Below are 18,006 nucleotides of genomic sequence, written 5' to 3'. Positions count from 1 at the left end.
ATCAGTGGGCGCCAACGGTTCGCTGCGCAACCCGGCGTCGAGCGAGGCAATGCGCTCGGCGCCAGCGACATGGCCGTCGTCCAGCAAGGCAAGCAATGTCAGTTTCTGGACGAAACCCAGCGATGCATAAGGCACCGCCGGACGTGACGTGGGGTAGCGTTTCTCCAGCTCGAGACGATCGCGCTGCGCCTGGGCGACGATTTCCTGCTGGCGCAGCTTGTAGCATTCATTGCAAGTACAGGGCTTGTTTCACCCATAGTGGCCAGGCTCATGGTGATAGTGCTCGCAACGCACTTGAAACGGTTGCGAATTGAGACAGGGGTACCCTTGGCGTGCCGACGCACCCACATGGGCAGGTCGCAGTAGGGGCAGGTCAGGTCCTTGCTGATAATCGGTGGCAATATTGTCAACAGACTGCGGACTTCAGGCGCAATGTTGAACTCGATTTTCAGATCGGCACTTTTTTCACCGTTCAGATAGCGCTGGTACAGTTGCTCGATTTGTTCCCCGGACAGGTGCTTGATCTCATCCGCCCATTCGAAATACTGACTCATCGAAAGAGGTCCTTTTTTCATGATTGACTGCGCAATCCTTTGCGTCTGGGCGATCACGCTAAGGGATTGAATGAGGCCAATACAAGTGAAAAACCGGAGGGCGGAGCGTTATTTTTGGCTCTTGCAAACGTCCTGCAGCACAATCGGAAATTTCCTATGGCAAGTTAGGAATAGTCCGAGAGAAACATCTCTCAAAATTCAAAAAGTCAAGCACCTAACTTTTTTCCATACATCAAACTGATAATACAAACCGTTTTTTCCCTCAGTTCCCGCACCATGAGACATAGAAATCTCCTGTGGGCTGGGAGAATTGCTTTTTCGTTACGTGGTCCGCTGCGCGGTGTTTCTCACCAAGCTTCGGAGGCGGACTTTCGTGTAACCAAACTGGCACTTGATCACTCGAAATTTCATCCTTCACATTGGCGGGACGACCAGGATATTCGGCAAATAAATAGCTTATTCCTGATACAACCTATTGCTGAGTGTTGTTATCCACCCCGAACAAACCTGAGAAACGTCCTACATTTTTTTAGGAAAATACCTACTCGATTTTTGATCGCTTTTTTAAAGCGTTTCGAGACATTATTTATTTCAGGTTTTTTCATTTCCTCGAGTGTCCACGATGCCGACGAAAACATTTAGCTTACCGACCCAATTCACTGGAGCGACGACACTTCACGCCGTCTTCGCGAGAGTTTCTCAACAATTTCCTCATAACATAGCCGTTACCGATGGCCAGACACAGCTGACATACCGAGATCTAAACGAGCGCGCAGAAAAGCTGGCGATATCCCTGCTTAACATCGGCGTGAAGCGTGATCAGTTGGTCGGACTATGCCTTGAATGCACATGTGACTTGATCATTGGTATCCTGGGAATATTAAAAGCTGGCGGTGCTTACGTTCCGCTAGACCCAGCGCACCCGCAGGAGCGACGCAAGCAAATCGCTCAGTTAAGCACCATGGACATCGTCGTCGCTGACGATGCGACCGCTCCAAACTTTGAAGACCTGACCGTCGTCAACATCACTGCCGCTGTTTCCGTGTCGAGCACCCTCATTGAGAGGGAGTCCGGCGACGATGAGACGAGTCTGGCCTACGTCATTTTCACATCGGGCTCGTCGGGACAGCCAAAAGGCGTGATGGTCGAACATCGAAATATCGTGCACCTTTTCACCGCAACACACGATAAATTCGGGTTTAACGCAAACGACGTATGGTGCAAGTTTCATTCAGTCGCTTTCGATTTCTCTGCGTGGGAAATCTGGGGCGCGCTCCTGTTCGGAGGGAGCCTAGTCCTGGTGTCAAACCAGACCGCTCGAGATCCACAAGATTTTCACGACTTACTGACACGTGAGAAAGTCACCGTACTCAATCAAACCCCCTCATCCTTCCGCAACCTTATAACCGTTGATACAACAAGACCATGTGATGAACTGTCGTTACGCTACGTTATACTTGGCGGAGAGCGCTTGGACGCGCTGGCACTAACACCATGGATAGCACGACACGGCCTTGACAGCCCTCGCCTTATCAATATGTACGGAATAACGGAAACGACCGTACACACAACATTGAAGTTTCTCGAACCAAGCGATCTCATGACCCAAGAGTTCAGTCCAATTGGGATGCCCATCCCAGGCATGAAGATTGAGATAGTTGACACAAACGGTCAGACCGTACCACGAGGACAAGTTGGGTTTATCTATGTACAGGGCCCAGGTCTCGCGCGCGGTTACCTCGGGCGCTCCGATCTCACTCATGAGCGTTTCAAATATCGTACCGACCGTTTGGGCAATTGGGGACGTTGGTACAATTCCGGCGATATCGGCGCAGAAGTTGGACTTGATACTTACGCATACATCAGTCGCGCAGACTGTCAAGTCAAAGTTCGCGGTTATCGTATCGAGCCCAGTGAAATTGAGGCCTGCCTCATGCACCACGCGGAAGTTCAAGACGCGAAGGTTATTGCAGTAAACTTCGGGGAAAACGATCCAAGACTTGTAGCCTATGTTGTCCTCGGCGCAGTTGCAGGGAGCCGCGCTCACAAAACGCTACCTTCCGAACTACATGCTGCAGCGGTCAAAGCGCTTCCAAGTTATATGGTTCCATCGGCCTACATAGCTGTCGACCGCATCCCTACTACAGTTAACGGAAAACAAGACAACGACGCTCTCGTGACTCTCTTACGAGAAAAACTTACATACCCAGCCAAATCCGAAGGCACGAAGTCTAGTGAGTCGATAGAGAAAGACCTGCACTCTATCTGGGCAAGTACTCTTGGACTTAGCGACATCGACCCCGATGCTGAATTTTTCGATCTCGGCGGAACATCTTTCTCCCTGACTATCATGCTCCAACGCATCAATTTAAAGTTCAAGACGGACCTGCGCATAGACGTTTTCAACAAAGGCGCAACCCTCTCGACCCTAATCAAGACCCTCACCTCCCAATAATAATTATAGGCACTTCCATGACTAATATAATTAAAACACCTGAGAGCCACTTTTACCTTTCCCCTGAAGAAGTTGAACAATTCCATCATCAAGGCTACATAGGCCCGTTCACGCTTTATTCACCGGATGAAATGAAGGCTCTTTGGCGGCAAACGCGACTTCAGGCTCTGGATCGCAGTCACGCGGTCTACCAATCAAATGCAGCAGTATCAGGCAGCACCAATATCTCAAACTACGATCGCCACCTCGACATTGACTTCCTCGCTGAACACATATGCCGACGTGAGATCGTCGATCGTGTGTCAAGCATTTTGGGTCCGGACGTTATTTGTTGGCGCACGGAGTTTTTCCCTAAACATCCTGGTGAAGAAGGTACTGACTGGCATCAAGCCGATACCTTTGCCAATGCGTCCGGCACACCGCAAATCGTTTGGCCCGAAGATTCAAAATTCGGAGGCACAATCACTGTCTGGAGCGCCTTCACCGACGCGACAACCGACAACGGGTGCCTCCAGTTCATCCCCTGTACTCACAAGACAATGTTCTATGACGAAACCAAACGAATGCATTACAGCGGTGAGCAAAACAATTCGATGAAAAAAAACGGCGTACTACGTGGCTTCTTCGGCTACGACTACCGGGAACTGCAGATTGATCCGAACTGGTCACCGAATGAAAAAGACGCCACTTCCATAGTAATGGAAGCCGGGCAGTTCATCATATTCTGGTCAACCCTCATGCATGCCTCGCACCCTCACTCCGGGAAGACCAAGGAAATGCGCATGGGTTATGCAACGCGTTACGTGCCCTCATCCGTACACGTTTATCCCGATACAAATATGGTCGAAGAATACGGTGGCAGCGTGAGCCTCGAAAAGTATGGAATTGTCGTGGTGCGCGGCATGAATAATTGTCCGAACAACCGAATAGTCACTCATACAACACGCGGTAAGAAGTTCTAACACTAAAACGAGGTCTTCTCATGCCTATTAAAGCGATTCATCTCACGGATGACGTACAGCTTGTACAACTCGTAGAGGTATTGGGTCACTGCCAACCATTACTCGCGGCATGCAGTACGACGCTCAGAATTTTTCCTGTCACAACCACTGCTGGCGATGCCCCCCCCTTTCGCGCAGAAGATTCCGAGCGCTGTAACGAGATCTTGCGCGCGATTGGCCTACACTATTCTCTCGTCGTTCCATACTTCGTATGGCCCACGCCCTTGAATGCATCAAGCTTGGAAACTGCGCTTAGCAAGTTCTTACTCGCCAATCTAATCGACTGGAAGAAACTCGCAGTCATCGAAAAAGCGAATACATTGGACGCCGCATTTAGTATGGCCGCAATACCAGAGCAAAGCCGACGAAGAACACTATATCCAAACGACTCACCAGCCTTAACTACGTTCACCTTAGGCACACCCACTAACGAAGCGATCATCTTCGTACTCCCCTGCGGCATGCCTCCAATGTTCTTTAATTCCTGGATGAAAGGGCTTAGCCAAAACCACTTTGTCATCATGTTTGAGAGTCCCTATCTCTTCGGTGATTGGCGCTCACTTGCAGAACCAGCCGGCGAGATCACGACCGAAATAGGGCACGTCCAGTCAATCATGTTGGGTTATAACCTCAACCGCGCCCACCTTATTGGAATCTGCGGCGGCGCACCGACTGCTATCGCCGCAGCAGCTGTATGCACCAATAGCATCGCCTCTATACTCATTCTTCATGGCGACTTGAACTTCGGTCCTGAGACGCCCCGCACACCATTCCAGCGTCAGTTTCAGAGCCTATTGTCGGAGGCCTCGACCAGTCTCAAACGTGCGGCAGAGGTTCACTCTCTCTTCATGGATCCGGCTATGTTGTTCAGTGTCCCGCCGGAGTTGGCGCCCTTCATTCTCTATCCCTATGCTGACGTTGGACTATTTCATCGCTATGCAAAAATAAATTTCGCGCTAATGGCATACGACGCAATGGCCGCCGCACGACAACTAGAGTTGCCAATGCTGATTGTCACAAACGGCAAAGATCGTATGACACATCCAGGCGCATCCCTCATGTTGCACCGCCTCGTAAATGGCAGTCGTTTGCAAGAGAGCGAGGCTCGCAGTCACCACGACGCGCTGCTTATAAACACTGACATTCTCGCTGCGATTACTACGTTTGTTGGGGAGGCTCGATGATACGCCCCGTTGCAGTCGTCACGAACGCTACCAAATACGCAGGACCGGGCGCGGTCACTGCTCTCCTTGCCGCAGGATACGTCGTGGTTTGCCATGATGAAAGCTTCCCCGACGAGAACTTGCGCAAAGACTTCCAAACAAAAAACACAGGCGCATCAGCCTATCCGAACAAGACATCGAGTGCCCTCATTGCGTATGTTGCCAAAGAGTTCGGCCGCATCGATCTACTCGTCAGCAACGACATCTTCCCCCTACAACACGTACCGCTCGAAGCTGGGGAGGCTTGCGACATGCGCAGGGCATGCGAGGCTTTACTCATCACACCGTTCTCCCTCTTGGCGAGAGCTGCGACCGAAATGAAGCGATACGGCAAAGGTTACATAGTTCTAGTTACATCCGCCGCGCCGTCAAAGCCCGAGCCTGGATTCTCCACCTACAGTTCAGCCAGAGCTGGTGCTTCGGCCCTCGCCCAAGCAGCAGCACGTGAGCTGGCATCCAGCGGAATCACTGTTAATGCAATCGCCCCGAACTTCCTGGCAAGCGAAACCTATTATCCGTCAGAGCTGTGGGAGACGGAGTTTGGCCGGAAGAAACTGCACAAGCTGCTCCCACTAGGCAGGCTCGGCAAGGCGAGCGAGATTGGCGCACTAATTACATTTCTAGCGAGCGGTTCGGCGGACTTCATCACGGGTGAAGTCATCAAACTCGCAGGGGGTTGGCCATGACGCTGAGAATGAAGCACCTTTGCACCCCGCAATCGATGATGAAAGGCTCACTTTTTCTAGCTGCTTACTTGATCTCCATCGTCGTGTTGCTCGCCTTGGCTCAAGCCACCCACCATTCTTTTACAACGGTAGTGTTCGCAGCCTTAACCGCCGTCACCCTTAAAGGCCTGAACAACATCGTACACGAATGCTCGCACAACTCTTTCTCAGATTCGCACAGCTACAACGATCGTGTCGGCAAGTTGCTTTGTATTCCACTACTCATAAACTTTGTGGCGTACAAAAAAGAGCACCGCAGCCATCACATGCATCTTGGTAACTACGCCTTGGACGATGATTTCAAGTTACGCCAGAACCTCGACCACAATCGCCCTATCACGTGGTCACGGGCGTTGCACGACTTAATAATGCTGCGCTTCGTTTGGTTTTACTTTCCTAGGATCAGCATGAAAAAACCCTCTCACAGCTTCGGGCTTGCGTTCTATGTGGGAATCGGCGCGGCTCTATATATAGCAGAAATGAATTATGCCATGTGGACGCTCATCTTGGCCCATGCTGCATTCCTGCCTCTCCTTCGCTACCTGATTGACATCGTGGATCATGGCGGACTGTATGCAATAGAGCTCGACGAAATATATAAGTCTCGCAACTTCATCATCCACAACCCAGTGCTCCGCACCCTATTCTTCCCACGCAACGATTGCTATCACCTCATTCACCACCTCTACCCTTATCTACCAGTTCATTGCTTTGGCAAAGCTCATGAGCTCTTGATGGAGGATCCTGTTTACGCACAGCTTCTCCACCATGCAAGCCTCAAGACCTTTGGAAACCGGGTCATGATCGAGCCTAAACACGTTGAGGGAAGCAAGCCGTGACGAGTCTCATAGAGCAGAGCTTGAACGAGATCTGGAGTTTTACTTTGGGTCGGAAGGATATTGGAGAGAATGACAACTTCTTTGCCTTAGGTGGTGATTCGCTGCTTGCGTTAGCCACGATAGAACAAATCAAGCAACGGCTCGGCTGGAATCTGAGCCTTGGTGACTTACTGCGTTACCCGACAATTCGCGAACTTGCCACCGACGGCTCACAATTACAGGTCGCAAACCAGGAGCGCGCAATCATACGAATGAGTAACAGGGGCTCAAAAATACCCATCATATTCATTCACCCGGTCAGCGGTTTAGTATTCGCTTACTCAAAGCTGGTCCAACGCCTCGGTCACGACCGTGGTTGCTACGGCATCCAGCCTTTGGCGCTAGCGAATGTCGAGCGACTGCAAACCATTCAGGATATTGCCGAACATTATGCCAATTTGATTTACGATGACTTTGGCGAGGAGGATTTTCATCTCGTCGGCTGGTCGCTCGGAGGTCTCATCGGTTACGAGATCGCTAAAAAAGCGGCCGACAAAGGATTGAATCTGCGGAAACTAGTACTTATCGACAGCTATATTTGGGAAGTTCCAATCATCAAGTGGGACGAGGCTGCGCTCTTACTGGATTTACGCAACGATCTCCTAGCCCAAGTGGCAACAAACAATAAGGAACTCGGCGCCACATCAGAAGGTGCCGGTCCTCCGACCGCCATTCAACAAATAACAGTGGCTTTGTTTGGACAGGCAAGGAGTCAACGTAATTCCAGTATAGCGTTCGTCGAGCGCCTCATTCAGACGTATCGAGCGAATATCCGCGCTTTGGTCGAGTACAGGCCAACAGCGAAGCCGACACACGGTCTTCTTTTGCACGTATCAGAGAATGACTCCATCGAGACTTGGCACAAGCTGAGTGCGGGAAAACTGACTGCAAGCACCATCGCGGGTTCCCACTACGGTCTTTTGCAAGATCAACATGCAACGACGATTGCTGCGCTGATCGAAAACTACCTGCTAGGGAAGGAGGAGTTAAACCATGTCGTTAGAAATGACTAATCCATTCGAAATCGAGTCCGGCATCTTTTATGTTTTGGTCAACAACGAAGGTCAGCACTCGTTGTGGCCAGACTGCGTTGCCACCCCGGCGGGATGGCAACGCGTCTTCGGGCCTGATAGTCGGGATAACTGTCTTTCCTTCATTGGCGAGAACTGGATAGACCTAAAACCGAAGAGTCTAATATGAGCGTCATTCTGCCTCTGTTATTCCAACAGCAAGTCGATCGCACCCCATATGCTACGGCACTCGTATGCGAAGCGTCATCGTTGACCTATGTGGAGTTGAACGAGCGCGCCAACCGTGTAGCGCACTGGCTAATAGCCCAAGGCATAGGGCCAGAGATGGTTGTCGCCGTATCATTACGCCCCTCCCCTGAATTAGTGGCGAGCCTTTTAGGTATTCTTAAAGCGGGCGCGATGTACCTACCACTTGATCCAAGTTATCCGAGCGAACGTCTTGAATACATGATCAAGGACGCGCAGCCAACGATCCTCCTTACAACGCGGTCTCTCCTCGATCGTCTCGATACAGCGATACAATCTGTAAGCACCTTGTATGTTGAAGATTTCAACGAAGTGTTGGCCAACACTAAAACAACGAATCCTCTAGTCCGAGACCGCAGCGAACTGCTGCAACCACTGCATCCCGCGTACGTTATTTATACATCAGGCTCAACCGGCCGGCCAAAGGGCGTCATTGTGACCCATCATGCACTCGCCAACTTCATGGCCTTCATGATGAATCATTTCTGGATCACCTGCCGCGACGTTGTCGTGTCGACGACTCCGATCTCCTTCGACATCGCTGGGCTGGAGTTGTACTTACCGCTTTTGAGTGGAGCTGAGCTGCACTTGGTGCCCCATGAAATCGCCATAGACGGCCGAGCCCTAAGCCGTTTTATTGCTGCTGCGAAGCCTGCACTGATGCAGGGAACTCCTGCCCTTTGGCAACTCCTGCGAGAAGCGTCCTGGATACCGGACGGCTCGATGCAGATATTGTGTGGCGGTGAGGCGCTACCGCCCGATCTTGCAGATTTTCTCAGCATCGCACCCAACAAGGTTTGGAATCTATATGGACCAACAGAGACGACTATTTGGTCATTAATGGTAGCTGTTCGTCGTGGCGAACAGGTCACAATCGGTAAACCGATATGGAGCACTGAGGTTTACGTGCTCGACGCTACACTTCGCCCCCTACCATCGGGAATCGAAGGCGAGCTCTACATCGCTGGAGACGGTTTGGCACGAGGCTATCTCGGCAATGCAAAACTCACAGCCGAACGCTTCGTGGCATGCCCATTTGGTGCCGCAGGCAGCCGCATGTACCGCACGGGAGACATCACTCGTTTAAACGAAAGAGGAATGCTTGAGTTCCTGGGGCGCGCGGACGAGCAAGTCAAAATCCGCGGTTTCCGCATTGAACTGGGAGAGGTCGAAGCTATTCTGATGCAGCAACCCGGCATCGCTCGTGCGCGCGTATTCCTACGTGAGGACCAACCCGGCCTGCGACATCTGGCAGGATACGTAGTGCCAATAGCGGGTCACTCATTGGACACCACAATCCTACGCCGCGAGATATCAGCGCACCTACCTGAATACATGATCCCGGCAGGTATCATGGCGTTGGCCTCGCTCCCACTGACCCCCAACGGCAAGGTGAATCGCAACGGTCTGCCGCCTCTTAGTTTTCTCTCCCGGGAGCGACGTCCTCCCACAACAACAAGCGAACTGTTACTAGTCGAATTGTTCTGCGACGTTCTTAAAATTAAGTACGCCAGTGCTCACGATAGCTTCTTCGATTTGGGCGGAAACTCGCTTTTGGCCACACGCTTGATTAACCGTTTACGTACGGAGCTCGGTATTGAACTACCCATCCGATCAATCTTCGAGGCACCGACTGCCGCCAACCTAGCGTGCAGGTTGAGCGAAGCTGAGCCTGCGCACCCTCCCATTCGTGCATTGGAACGTCCCACTCACTTACCTCTCTCATTTGCGCAACAACGCCTTTGGTTCTTGCATCAGATGGAAGGACCGAACGCAACCTACAACTTGCCTATTTACCTTGACTTGAAAGGTAAGCTGGACCGCAAGGCACTGCAGCAAGCGCTCAACGACTTACTCATGCGTCACGAAGTCCTCAGAACGCGTTTGCGCGAAGGCATTCAAGGTCCTGAGCAGGACATTGCGCGGGAGGGAAGTGTCAAAATCGAGTTGGTGGTACACGAGGTTTCCGCTGGCGAGCTGTCTGAAGTTCTCTCTCAAGCAGCCAGCCATCACTTCGATCTGAAGCGCGAAATCCCAATCTGCGCCGACCTCTTCCGTCTGAGCAAAGAGCATCATGTGCTGCTCGTGACCCTCCACCACATCGCTGGCGACGGCTGGTCGCTTGCACCTTTCATTCGCGACATGAGCTTCGCCTACGCAGCACGCACAGTTGGTGCGGTCGCTGATTTTCCAGCGTTGCCAGTACAGTATGCTGACTACACACTATGGCAGCGCGACTGGCTCGGTTCCGATGCCGAAACGCAAAGTCCGCTATCGCAACAATTGTCATACTGGCGCCGAGCATTGGCAAACATGCCCGAGCATCTCGAACTCCCGACAGATCGCCCCCGTCCTCACGTCGCAAGCTTCCACGGCAACGTCGTCCCAATTCATGTGGACGCCGCTTTAACCCTACGCCTCTCCAATCTCGCACGCCAAGCAGGCGTTAGCTTGTTCATGCTTTTGCAGGCGGCTACCGCCATACTTTTGAGCAAGCTGGGTGCTGGTACCGACATTCCCTTGGGGAGCCCTATCGCCGGACGCATTGACAGTGCACTGGACGACTTGGTCGGACTTTTCGTCAACACACTCGTACTGCGTACCGACACTTCAGGAGATCCGAGTTTTCTTAGGCTGCTAGCGCGTGTGAAGGAGGTGAATCTGGCGGCTTACGCAAATCAGGACATACCGTTCGACTACTTGGTCGACGTGCTGAACCCAGCCCGCAGGACCAGTCATCATCCACTGTTCCAGATCATGCTTGTACTCCAGAACAATGCTGCACCGAACCTCGAATGGCCTGGATTGACAGCAGAGCTGGGATCGACCACCACGCATACTTCCAAGTTCGATCTGACGATTGAACTGACTGAGCAAAAATGTGAGGACGGTTCGATAGCAGGCATGAGCGGCGAAATTGAATACGCAACGGATCTATACGACCGAACCACAGTCGAGGCCTTTGCACGCTACTTCGTCAACATACTCAAACAAGTTGCAGCCAATCCCGACCGCACTCTCGCGGCCATCAACATTCTCGACTCAGATGCTCGCAGCATGATATTAGAGCACTGGAACACTACTGAACGAAGCATCCCAGACACGGTTTACCCCTTACTTTTCGAACGACAAGTCGCAAAAACCCCCTTTGCCACCGCCGTGATCCACGAGGATATGGCACTCTCGTACGAAGAATTGAATCGCAACGCAAACCAAGTTGCACACTGGCTTCTCTCACAAGGTGTCGTCGCCGAAGATCTGGTAGGTCTCTCAATGCGGCGCTCTCCGACGATGTTAGCCAGCCTGTTAGGCATATTGAAAGCAGGTGCGGCCTACCTACCGCTCGATCCCGATTATCCTGCTCAGCGGCTCACCTTTATGCTAGAGGATGCCTGTCCAAGGTGTCTCATCACCACAAATGTGATCCTCGAGCATTTACCGCAATCTGCTCGAAGCATCCCGCATCTCGCTTGGGACGATGCCGCCGCGCTAGAGGCCTTCAAGCTGATAGCCACGAGCAACCCGACTGATGTGGATCGAAAAAGACCTATATCGCGCAATGATTCCGCGTACGTTATCTACACTTCGGGCTCGACCGGGAAACCCAAGGGAGTGGTCGTTACACATTACGGGATTCCCAATCTTGCCGGCGCATACATCGAGTGCTACCGCTTAGACGTGCACTCACGCTTTCTACAATTTTCGTCGATTAACTTCGACCCTACCTTCTGCGAGATGTGTTGCACGCTACTGTCCGGCGCGATTCTTATCTTGGCCTCACCCGAAGAGCTTCTGTCGCCCAATCAACAAATACAAACGATGGCTAAGTACCGGCCAACGCACATCACATTCTCACCAACAATCCTCCGCAGCATGTCGGAAGACGCGCTCAGGAGCTGCCCCCACCTCATGGTTGCAGGTGAAGTGTGTTCGCCAGCTCTCGCTAAAAAATGGTCCCGCAACCACCGCATGATTAATGCCTATGGCCCGACTGAGACCACGGTCGACGCATTGTATTGGGAATGCCAGCCCCACTTGAATGCTGAAACTGTCCCTGTCGGTCATCCATTGTGGAATACACGCGTCTATATACTAGATCCCGTTTTGATGGCTGTCCCTCCTGGCGTTATTGGTGAGCTGTACATCGCCGGACACGGATTGGCGCGCGGATATTTAAATCGCCCTAAGCTCACGGCTGAACGCTTCGTAGCCTGTCCATTCGGACCACCCGGTTCGCGTATGTACCGCACAGGTGACCTTGCCAAATGGCGTAACGACGGTGTTGTCGACTTCATCGGCCGCGTCGACGATCAGATCAAGATCCGCGGTTTCCGTATCGAACCAGGAGAGATTGAAGCAGCACTCACTACGCACCCCACAGTTGCGCAAGCGGCGGTGATAGTTCGCGAGGATCAACTCAACCACAAGCAACTCATTGGCTACGTAGTCCCACATGAACTCAATGCAATAGCTAGCGACCGGGCCAACGAGATCAAGCGTGTTTCTATATGGCAGGACATGCACGAGCGCGACTATAGCGAACAAACCCACCTCGCCTCGCCTCAAGACTTCTCTGGTTGGAATAGCAGCTATGACAACCAGCCGATCCCGCTTGAGGACATGCTTGAATGGCAAGCAACAACCGTCGACAGAATTCTGGATTTGAAACCGCGTTGCGTGCTCGAAATCGGTGTGGGCTCCGGCCTGATCTTATGGAAAGTGGCCCCACACTGTCAGTCATACTGGGGACTCGACTTCTCCCCTTCTGCGATCCGAGCCCTTGAGGAGCGGGTAAACGTCACACCATTCCTACGTGAACGCGTCGTCCTCAAAAACCTTGCTGCCCACGAACTGGGTGAACTACCTATGGAATGCTTTGACACAGTTGTCATTAACTCCGTAGCGCAATATTTTCCAAGCAGCCGTTATCTACTCGACGTTCTTAGCCAAGCAATGAAGCTCTTGGTTCCAGGCGGCCGTGTCTTCTTGGGTGACATCCGCAATTACCGGTTGATGCGGTGCTTCGCCACAGCAGTGGCCATATATAAAGGTCTTCATCGCAACGAGAGCGTCTGCGATTTGCGCAAGATTATCGACAATACCGTCACCCTTGAGAGCGAGTTGCTTCTCGACCCTGATTTTTTTGCAACGATCAGCCAAGAACTGCAAGCAGTCGTGGGGGTGGACCTTCAGCTTAAGCGCGGTAAGCAGCGCAATGAGCTGACTGACTTCCGCTTCGATGTCGTCTTGCATAAACACGGTAGTTCATGCCTCTCCACAAGAGGCTCGCATGAACTTGGGTGGTGCCGCGATGGCTCAGGCCTCAATGTCGTTCAGCGCTTTTTATCGAAAGAACGGCCACCGATATTGCGGGTGACAGGTGTTCCAAACGCACGGGTGGCAGCAGCAATACACCTGGATCAGACAATCTGGGTGCAAACCAATACCGATTTCTCTGTCAATGCGCAGTCGATCACGATCCCAACCAACGCAGCCGTAGATCCAGAATCGATGCACGCATTGGCAGCTTCACTGGGATATAGAGCCAAAATCACTTGGACGGACACAGCGAACAGTGACTGTTTCGACGCAATTTTTATCTCCTCATTTCATGATCATTTTTTGCTGACAGATCTCTATCGGCCACGATCTGAGACGGTTGCCGCAGCTCCCATACTCTCTAATGCGCCAAACCGCGCTCAGGAGGCTCGCAGTTTGGGCCTTGAACTACGCCGTTATGTCGCAAAGAAGCTGCCGGACTATATGGTTCCCGCAGCAATAGTGATACTTGATCGACTACCACTCACCCCCAACGGAAAGCTTGACACAAGAGCTTTACCAACCCCTAACTTTACCTCTCGAGACGTGCGCTTGCCTCGTACACCGACAGAAAGAAAACTCGCTCGTCTATTCGCAGAGGTCTTAGGCTTAGAGCAAGTCGGTCTCGATGATCGCTTTTTCGATCTGGGCGGTGACAGTATCCGGTCAATCCAATTAGTCAGCCGCGCCCGTGTCGAGGGTTTCATAATAACGGCACGTGAAGTGTTCCAACACCAAAGTGTCGAGGCACTGATCAGCATTCTAAACACCACCCCCGCGCTACCGACACCTGCGGAGCAAGATGGGGAAGATCAGTCATATTGGCTAAAGGTATCGCAGATCCCTGACCCACGACTCTCACTGAAGTCGCCACATGCGGAATGCGGAATACACCGTCACTTCAAACGCTCATTGTCGAACGAACTCACACATATATTGGCTACCACTGTTCCGCGTCTTTACCATACCTGCGCAGACACTGTCTTGCTAGCAGGCTTTGCACTGGCTTTTGCAGATTGGCGTCTTCGTCGCGATACGAAAACAAAGACTCTGCTGCGACTGGATTGGCGTAACCCGCGAACTCAGCACACCATTCCGCTCAAGCTCAATACTGGCGGAATCAATACACAGCACCTTGGAGATCCCCGTGCGCTGTCGCGGTTGTTGAAGCGTATAAAAGAACAAGTAAGTTCGGTACCCAATGAAGATTGCAGCTTTAACGCCACACAACAGAGATCTCCGTTCTCACAAGTCTGCCTTGCGCTCTACACCAATGGTAAGGCGCCGAAACCAATTACTCGTTCGCTTCACGCATTAGACCTAAGTGGCGTCATAAATAGCGACCTCACTTCCCCAATCTTGACTGTGACTATCGGGTGGGATGATGCCCAATTCGATAAAGACGAGACGTCGTCGTTACTTAACTATTGGGTGGATACTCTCCAGTCACTTGCTTGCCTGGCGGATCACCCCTCTCTAGGGGGGCTGACGCCGTCTGATGTCAATCTCATCAAATTAAAACAGTCCGATATCGATGCAATTAAAACTCAGTACCCTCAACTTCTAGAGATTCTGCCACTCGCACCGTTGCAGCAGGGCTTGCTGCTTCATACGAACCACAATTCAACACATCGTGACCCCTATCAAGGTCAAACAATCCTCGACTTGGCGGGAACGCTCGATACAACCCAACTCAAGACTGCTGTGAATAATCTGCTGCTCAGACATACCAATCTGCGCGCAGCTTTCATCTACCAAGGTCTGGAGAACCCGGTGCAAATCGTAACCCAAGACTTCGAGGTACCGTGGAAAATCCATGACCTGTCTTCCTTGGCGCCCGTTGAGCAGCACATGCACTTGGAAAGACTTTTGACAGAAGACCTGTCACAACGATTCGACCTTAGCAAACCTCCACTAATGAGGTTCATGCTAATCCGCTTTGCCGCCACCCGGCATCATCTCATTATTAGCGACCATCACATCCTCCTTGATGGTTGGTCAATGCCAATCGTTTTAAGAGATATTTTTACACTCTATCGGTACGGCATCGAAACGATGCCCATAGTTGTCCCTTTCAAAAACTATCTCGCCTGGCTCGTCAAACAAGATCAAAATAGTGCCCGAACCGCATGGCAGGGATACCTTGCCGGATTCGATACCCCGACGAAAGTCTGTGCGAAAGCAAATTTTGCGCATGATGTTCCAGACATGACAAACATAGAACTAACGACAGAGGTGACCGAGAGTCTCACGCGCCAAGCTGCACGTATTGGCGTAACCCTGAGCACCCTAGTGCAAACGGCTTGGGGCTTACTCCTCATGCGCCTTGTCGGAAAGTCCGACGTCGTCTTCGGAGCCACAGTATCCGAACGCCCACCTGAGGTCGAGGGCATCGAGAGTATGGTTGGGCTCTTCATCAACACCGTCCCGCTACGAGTAGTACTTGAGGAGTCCGATACATTTGCGAGTCTGTTGATTCGAGTTCAGAAAACTCATCTGAATCTCATGCACCATCAGCACTTGGGGCTTACAGAGATTCAGCGTCTTGCAGGAATGGGAGATCTATTCGACACCTATTTCGTCTTCCAGAACTATCCAGAGCAAACCGTAACGCTTGGCGATTCATTCCCTCTGCGCGTCACGGAGATGACCAACGGAGCTGCGGGCGTGTCCCATTATCCGCTCGGGCTAACTGTCTTGCCCAACAAGCGCATGAGGTTACTGATCGGGTATCACAGCAAACTGTTCGAAATCGAGAGGATCAAGACCGCATTAATCGGAATTCTAGAGGCTATTGCCAAAGACGTAAGCCAACGCGTCTCTACCAGAGGAACGGTTTCATGAAATCACTGCTAGAGACCATCAACGAGTTCCCCTTGTCGGTCAAGATCTTGCTCACTCTCTCACTGGCACGGTCCGTGAGCTTTTTTGCATTGCTGCCATTCCTACCGATTTATCTTCATGAGGTGCTTGGATTCGATATAGAGCAGATTGGCTATTTGCTCGGACTCTGCTTATTGGTCGGCACGATTTCCAGCGTTTATGGTGGATATCTCGCGGACAAGATCAACAAGGTTAAACTCTTGATCGCATTGGACCTAGGCCTGTTGTTGCTATATCTGGTACTTCCGCCAACTCAGAATACGATTGTATTTCTTGTCTTGCTCGTTCTCCTTAACACGGCCTCGGCCACGATCACCGTAGTAGGCAACGCTTTACTGTCGGAGCAACTGCCCCAAGAGATTCGGGCCAAGGCTTACTCCTTGCGTTACGCGCTCCAAAACATTGGCGCTGCGATTGGACCCTTTTTGGGCGCTTGGGCGGTACGCTACGTATTCAATGCACCCTTTTGGATAGCGGCAGCTTTCACACTGCTGATTCTGCTACTCCTTCTATTCTTTCGTAACGTCTTCACTCCCGTCACGCCCGCAGCCCCCGCCGATGCCGAAAGAATGAAGTTCGCAGGAACCCTTGCAGTGTTACGGGGGGACCAACGCCTTCTATTATTCACCCTTGGCGGCATTTTCAGCATGGCTGTCTACGGACCATTGCTGACCTACCTGTCGCAATATCTCATCGTGGTGGTAACGGCCAGTGTCGCCTACGAAACGGTGGCCTACCTCTCCGCCGCGAACGCCGTCGTCGTCATTTCATTGCAGTATCTATTTGGAAGCTGGATCAAGGAGGAGAAGCTCCTGGCTTGGGTGTCGCTAGGATCGGCCGCCTTCGTAGTAGGGCTTATCGGCCTTTCCCTATCGCAAGAACTTTGGATTTGGGTGATAGCAATCATTATCTTCACTATCGGAGAGATTATCATCGTCCCAGCCGAATATATGTTTATCGACAAGATTGCTCCTAACCACTTGCGCGGTATCTACTTTGGCATGCAGAACCTCGTTTACATGGGCGTCGCCATTGGACCAATTGTGTGCGGAATAGCATTGAAGCACGCAATGCCCGGCGCAATGTTCTACGCCTTGATCAGCATGACGTTAGTTGGTTTGTTGTTCTATTACATTGGTTGCCGACGGACCGAGAGCGGAGGAATAAACAGTGTTCGTGTGGGATGAACAGAAGAACGAGAGCAACCAATCAAAACATGGTGTGAGTTTCGAGACCGCCGCCCAAGTGATCAATGACCCGCTAAATATCACATCACTCGTCTCATTGGAAAAAGATGGCCCTCGCTGGCAGACCATTGGCATAGTCGACGGTGCAAAGGCACTACTCGTTGTGCACGTGATCGAAGAGAATATCGACGAGATGGAGATCATCCGCATCATCTCCGCGCGACGCATCACGAATGCTGAACGAAGACAGTTTGAATCTCTCTACGACGAGCGCCGGACACAGGTACTCGGGCATGCTGCGAGCCCAAATGATCGGGGTTGGTTCGGACCACGCGGATATCGCGCGCGCCGCAAAGGCAATCAGAGTTAAGCGCCCAAGCACTACATAACGATCTGATTCCTACTCAGTTTATCCGTATAAAATTTGAGTGTGGAAGGTCCACGATAGATTGCTATAAGTCACACAAGTCGGCAGAAAATCATTCGAGATGGCAGAATTGCCTT

The 18,006-nt window shown here is 51.8% G+C and carries 11 protein-coding genes; 10 read left to right on the top strand and 1 reads right to left on the bottom strand.

Translation table 11 applies throughout. From position 1 onward, the window contains the following. Nucleotides 1–98: 98 nt before the first annotated feature. Nucleotides 99–554, bottom strand: a complete 456-nt coding sequence (locus PSUM_RS32015) for a hypothetical protein (RefSeq protein ID WP_225441917.1) — start codon at nt 552–554, stop codon at nt 99–101. Nucleotides 555–1,176: 622 nt separating this feature from the next. On the opposite strand from PSUM_RS32015, the gene PSUM_RS03540 reads away from it, so the two are divergent. From PSUM_RS03540 to PSUM_RS03495, 10 genes are read left to right on the top strand one after another with little or no spacing between them, the layout of a single operon-like run. Beyond that, nucleotides 1,177–3,009, top strand: a complete 1,833-nt coding sequence (locus PSUM_RS03540; protein ID WP_083348979.1) for an amino acid adenylation domain-containing protein — start codon at nt 1,177–1,179, stop codon at nt 3,007–3,009. Between the two features lie 17 nt (nt 3,010–3,026). Beyond that, the gene (locus PSUM_RS03535) at nt 3,027–3,971 is read left to right on the top strand and encodes a chlorinating enzyme (protein WP_020800796.1); all 945 of its coding nucleotides are present in this window, start codon (nt 3,027–3,029) and stop codon (nt 3,969–3,971) included. A gap of 20 nt (nt 3,972–3,991) precedes the next feature. Next, entirely contained in the window at nt 3,992–5,194 is a 1,203-nt protein-coding gene (locus PSUM_RS03530) for a hypothetical protein (protein WP_020800797.1), read from the top strand. Further along, nucleotides 5,191–5,919 carry an SDR family oxidoreductase gene (locus PSUM_RS03525; RefSeq protein ID WP_083348978.1) on the top strand — a complete coding sequence of 243 codons (729 nt, stop codon included), beginning with the start codon at nt 5,191–5,193 and terminating at the stop codon, nt 5,917–5,919. Before PSUM_RS03530 ends, PSUM_RS03525 begins: the two co-directional genes overlap by 4 nt. Continuing rightward, nucleotides 5,916–6,797, top strand: a complete 882-nt coding sequence (locus PSUM_RS03520) for a fatty acid desaturase family protein (protein WP_042955871.1) — start codon at nt 5,916–5,918, stop codon at nt 6,795–6,797. The genes PSUM_RS03525 and PSUM_RS03520 overlap by 4 nt, the downstream gene beginning before the upstream one ends. Nucleotides 6,798–6,817: 20 nt before the next feature. Beyond that, nucleotides 6,818–7,849: a thioesterase domain-containing protein gene (locus PSUM_RS03515; protein WP_162276364.1), complete on the top strand. Its 1,032-nt coding sequence runs from the start codon at nt 6,818–6,820 to the stop codon at nt 7,847–7,849. Further along, nucleotides 7,830–8,036 (top strand): MbtH family protein, encoded by a 207-nt coding sequence (locus PSUM_RS32415; protein WP_346252973.1) that lies wholly within the window; start codon nt 7,830–7,832, stop codon nt 8,034–8,036. The genes PSUM_RS03515 and PSUM_RS32415 overlap by 20 nt, the downstream gene beginning before the upstream one ends. Further along, nucleotides 8,033–16,276 (top strand): non-ribosomal peptide synthetase, encoded by an 8,244-nt coding sequence (locus PSUM_RS03505; protein ID WP_083348975.1) that lies wholly within the window; start codon nt 8,033–8,035, stop codon nt 16,274–16,276. The genes PSUM_RS32415 and PSUM_RS03505 overlap by 4 nt, the downstream gene beginning before the upstream one ends. Next, on the top strand, nt 16,204–17,502 hold the full coding sequence (locus PSUM_RS03500; RefSeq protein WP_225441947.1) for an MFS transporter: 1,299 nt from the start codon (nt 16,204–16,206) through the stop codon (nt 17,500–17,502). The genes PSUM_RS03505 and PSUM_RS03500 overlap by 73 nt, the downstream gene beginning before the upstream one ends. After that, nucleotides 17,486–17,872 carry a BrnT family toxin gene (locus tag PSUM_RS03495; RefSeq protein ID WP_020800802.1) on the top strand — a complete coding sequence of 129 codons (387 nt, stop codon included), beginning with the start codon at nt 17,486–17,488 and terminating at the stop codon, nt 17,870–17,872. Before PSUM_RS03500 ends, PSUM_RS03495 begins: the two co-directional genes overlap by 17 nt. Nucleotides 17,873–18,006: the final 134 nt, after the last annotated feature.

This window comes from Pseudomonas umsongensis, assembly GCF_002236105.1.
GTDB lineage: Bacteria > Pseudomonadota > Gammaproteobacteria > Pseudomonadales > Pseudomonadaceae > Aquipseudomonas > Aquipseudomonas umsongensis.
The sequence above is the reverse complement of the archived record's forward strand: the minus strand, read 5'-3'. Positions and strand labels throughout refer to the sequence as shown.

Bases quoted from the DNA above. Each gene is read 5' to 3' on its own strand.
- PSUM_RS32015 (WP_225441917.1), bottom strand. From the start codon at position 554: ATGAGTCAGTATTTCGAATGGGCGGATGAGATCAAGCACCTGTCCGGG.
- PSUM_RS03540 (WP_083348979.1), top strand. From the start codon at position 1,177: ATGCCGACGAAAACATTTAGCTTACCGACCCAATTCACTGGAGCGACG.
- PSUM_RS03535 (WP_020800796.1), top strand. From the start codon at position 3,027: ATGACTAATATAATTAAAACACCTGAGAGCCACTTTTACCTTTCCCCT.
- PSUM_RS03530 (WP_020800797.1), top strand. From the start codon at position 3,992: ATGCCTATTAAAGCGATTCATCTCACGGATGACGTACAGCTTGTACAA.
- PSUM_RS03525 (WP_083348978.1), top strand. From the start codon at position 5,191: ATGATACGCCCCGTTGCAGTCGTCACGAACGCTACCAAATACGCAGGA.
- PSUM_RS03520 (WP_042955871.1), top strand. From the start codon at position 5,916: ATGACGCTGAGAATGAAGCACCTTTGCACCCCGCAATCGATGATGAAA.
- PSUM_RS32415 (WP_346252973.1), top strand. From the start codon at position 7,830: ATGTCGTTAGAAATGACTAATCCATTCGAAATCGAGTCCGGCATCTTT.
- PSUM_RS03505 (WP_083348975.1), top strand. From the start codon at position 8,033: ATGAGCGTCATTCTGCCTCTGTTATTCCAACAGCAAGTCGATCGCACC.